The 2,899-nt window shown below is 69.7% G+C and carries 4 protein-coding genes; 2 read left to right on the plus strand and 2 right to left on the minus strand.

Features of this window, described 5'->3' with window-relative positions; translation table 11 throughout:
- Positions 1 to 272: 272 nt before the first annotated feature.
- The gene (locus tag Q0L11_RS17710; protein ID WP_296598978.1) at positions 273 to 656 is read right to left on the minus strand and encodes an endonuclease domain-containing protein; all 384 of its coding nucleotides are present in this window, start codon (positions 654 to 656) and stop codon (positions 273 to 275) included.
- Between the two features lie 140 nt (positions 657 to 796).
- Complete coding sequence (locus Q0L11_RS17715; RefSeq protein WP_296598979.1) at positions 797 to 1,246, minus strand: hypothetical protein; 450 nt, start codon at positions 1,244 to 1,246, stop codon at positions 797 to 799.
- 417 nt (positions 1,247 to 1,663) lie between these two features.
- On the opposite strand from Q0L11_RS17715, the gene Q0L11_RS17720 reads away from it, so the two are divergent.
- Entirely contained in the window at positions 1,664 to 2,413 is a 750-nt protein-coding gene (locus tag Q0L11_RS17720) for a hypothetical protein (protein ID WP_296598980.1), read from the plus strand.
- A gap of 260 nt (positions 2,414 to 2,673) precedes the next feature.
- Positions 2,674 to 2,899 (plus strand): CDP-alcohol phosphatidyltransferase family protein (locus Q0L11_RS17725; RefSeq protein WP_296598982.1); only part of this gene is annotated, 226 nt, incomplete at its 3' end.

Here is a 2,899-nt window from a genome sequence, read left to right on the forward strand (position 1 = left end):
CGCAGACCCCAGCGGCGGCGGCGCCGGCTCGAGCGGCGGCGCCGCGGCGCCGATCGCCCCCGAAACCCGCCGCTAAGGCTCGGCGCCGAGCCGCCAACGAAGGGTGAAGACTGACGTTTAGCTCCCGCCGCTTCGCGGGGGAGGTAAACGTCCGAAATCGGTCCATTTCGGACTTCACCTCCTCTCCCCCCGACCCCGGCCTTGGGCCGGGGGAAGAGAGGGGAGAGGGTAGGGAGAGGGGCGACGCAGGACGCGCCGCCGCCGCTCCAGGTTCAGCCAGGACCCACCGACGGATGCTCGCCGCCACAGGCCAGAAGGATCTCCCGGCACACGTCGTCACGGCTTTCCAGCACCGATGAGTTCCAGAACCGGATGACCGTCAGGCCAAGGTCCTCCAGGTAGGCGGTCCGCCGGGCGTCGTACTCGGCCTGCTCGGAGTGCTGCCCGCCGTCCAGCTCGACCACCAGGGCCGCTTCGACACAGAGGAAATCCACGATGAACGGCCCCTTCGGGACCTGACGACGCCAACGCCAGCCGCCGAGCCTGCGCCCACGCAGGGCGTTCCATAGGCGCGCCTCGGCGTCGGTGTCCTCGCGCCGAAGCGCCCGCGCCCGGTCGCGCTGGGTCTCGTCCTTCAGCGTCTTGAACATCGCCATCGCTGCGTACGGTGGATCATGGCTGAACCGTCGCGCAAGCATTCAGGCCTGCGCCGCCCCTCTCCCTACCCTCTCCCCTCTCGCTTCGCGGGGGGAGAGGAGGAGCGTCAGCTAAGGGTGGGGTTACGGACATCACCGATCTACGCGTGCGGAGCGTCGACCAACTCAGCTGACGTGCAAAACGCCACAAGATCGGCACCGTAGGCCGGGTCGAGGATCACCAGTTTGGCTGCGCCTGTATCGAGAAGTTCAAGCTTCCTCTGCAGCAAATTATCGTAGGCTTCGTGGTACGCGGATGCAGCATCCGCATGAGGGCGGAGGAAAAGCACCTCAAGCGTAGCGCGCACGTCTCCTGGGGTTGGTCCCGCCCCTTGGAAATCCGAACCCGCAACTACCTGAAGCTCCAGGATGATGTTGCCCTCACGAAAATCGTTGATCGATAGAGCTTCGACGCCTGACAAGTTCAACTTGAAGCGCCGGCCATCGACACGGACAAGTCCGAACACAGCGGTGCCGTCGGCTACGGCTACAGACTCCAGTCTTCCGTCGTGGAAGCCGGTCAGCGGCCCGATCAGGTTGGGTGAGGACATCGGACGAACTGATAAGACCGGTGCACAGTGGTCAAGGTCCGCTAAGGGTCGGGCTCAGTCGTTGCGGTGGCGCCTCGATCCGGACATGCCTTTCGAAGTCTCGCCGCCGCTGCCCGCCCGATGGTCGTAAGCGATGGGGTCTGGCCCTCCTAAATCTCTACCTCTGCGCCCGCGACGATCCACAATGTTCCTATTTTGTTCTTGACGTCCGCACCCCTCCGCCCCATACTCACCCCCGGAGGCCCGTGACCTGCGCCTGAGCGCAGCACGTCACGCCCGGCCCAACCGCGTCTCCGGCTTCGGCCGTTCCATCCCATCCCCCAATCCCCCGGCGTCGCCGGCGGGGCGGTCCGTGCTGGCCCGCGCGTCGCGGCGCCGTCGCGCCCTGCCGTCGCGCGCCCGCCAGGAGATCCTGCCATGTCGCAAGACGATCCGGACGCGGCGGCGCCGCGACCCTACACCCGCTTCACCGCCGACGTGGCCCGCGAGGTCTGCGAGCGCGTGGCGGCCGGCGAGAGCCTGAAGGCGATCTGCGCCGACCCCGACATGCCGTCCGACCGCACGGTGGCGCGCTGGGCGCGCGAGCATCCGGTGTTCGGCGCCGCCTACCACCGGGCCAAGGCCTTCGCCCGCCCCGACGGGCTGGGCCCGACCAGCACCTATTGCGAGGCGACCGCCCACGAGATCTGCGCGCGGCTGGCCGAGGGCGAGAGCCTGACCGCCATCTCGGACGACCCGGCCATGCCCGCCTTCTTCACGATCCTGCACTGGCAGCGGCGCAGCCCCGAGTTCGCCGACGCCATCGCCCTGGCCCGCCAGGCCCAGGCCGAGCGGCTGGCCGACCTCGGCTGGGAGATGGCGCTCGCCGCCACGCCCGAGACCGCCTACCTGACCCGCGTGCGGCTGGGCCAGTTGCGCTGGGCGGCGGCGATCAAGTCGCCCCGCACCCACGGCCGGCAGAAGGCGGCCGACCCGCCCCCGCCGCCGGCGGCCGGCGAGGCCATCCTCCTCAAGCACTTCGTGGTCGAGAGCCATCCCGAGACCGGCCAGCGGCGCGTGGTCACCTACCTGCCCGACCCCGACACCAACCGCCTGGAGCGCATCGCCGAGAGCCCCTGGACCGAACTCCCGGCCCCCGCCGGCCTCAGCGGCGGCGACGCGGGGTGAGAGCCGTGCAGCCGACGGGGGGCAGCGCCCGATGTCGACCACGGACCACACGGACCACACGGACGATCCAGGACCTCCTCGCCCGTCGCCGCCGCCGGTCCGTGTCGTCCGTGTGGTCCGTGGTTCAAAGGAAAGCGCCTGCGGCGCGCCGCGCCCGCGCCCGCCCGTCCCGCGGCGGACGGCGCAACAGCGCGGCTGTTTCGCCCTCGCGAAGCAGCTAGACTTGGAACGAAGCCCTAGCCCCGGACGCTCGTCTGCCCATGAAGTCCCTGCCCAACATCCTGACCGGCTCGCGCCTCGTCATGGCGCTCTTCATGTTCGTGGCCTTCGCCGCGGCCGCCGGCGCCGTGCCCTATTTCTCCGACCGGCTGGAGCCCGAAACCCAGTTCGCCCTGCAGCGCTGGGCGGTCTATGCCTTCATCCTGGCCGCCGTGACCGACTTCTTCGACGGCTGGCTGGCGCGCAAGCTGCACGCCGAGAGCGTGT

It is taken from the genome of Phenylobacterium sp., from assembly GCF_024508875.1.
Lineage (GTDB): Bacteria > Pseudomonadota > Alphaproteobacteria > Caulobacterales > Caulobacteraceae > Phenylobacterium.

Excerpts from the sequence above, each read along its gene's own strand:
- Q0L11_RS17710 (WP_296598978.1), bottom strand. The coding sequence starts at position 656 with ATGGCGATGTTCAAGACGCTGAAGGACGAGACCCAGCGCGACCGGGCG.
- Q0L11_RS17715 (WP_296598979.1), bottom strand. The coding sequence starts at position 1,246 with ATGTCCTCACCCAACCTGATCGGGCCGCTGACCGGCTTCCACGACGGA.
- Q0L11_RS17720 (WP_296598980.1), top strand. The coding sequence starts at position 1,664 with ATGTCGCAAGACGATCCGGACGCGGCGGCGCCGCGACCCTACACCCGC.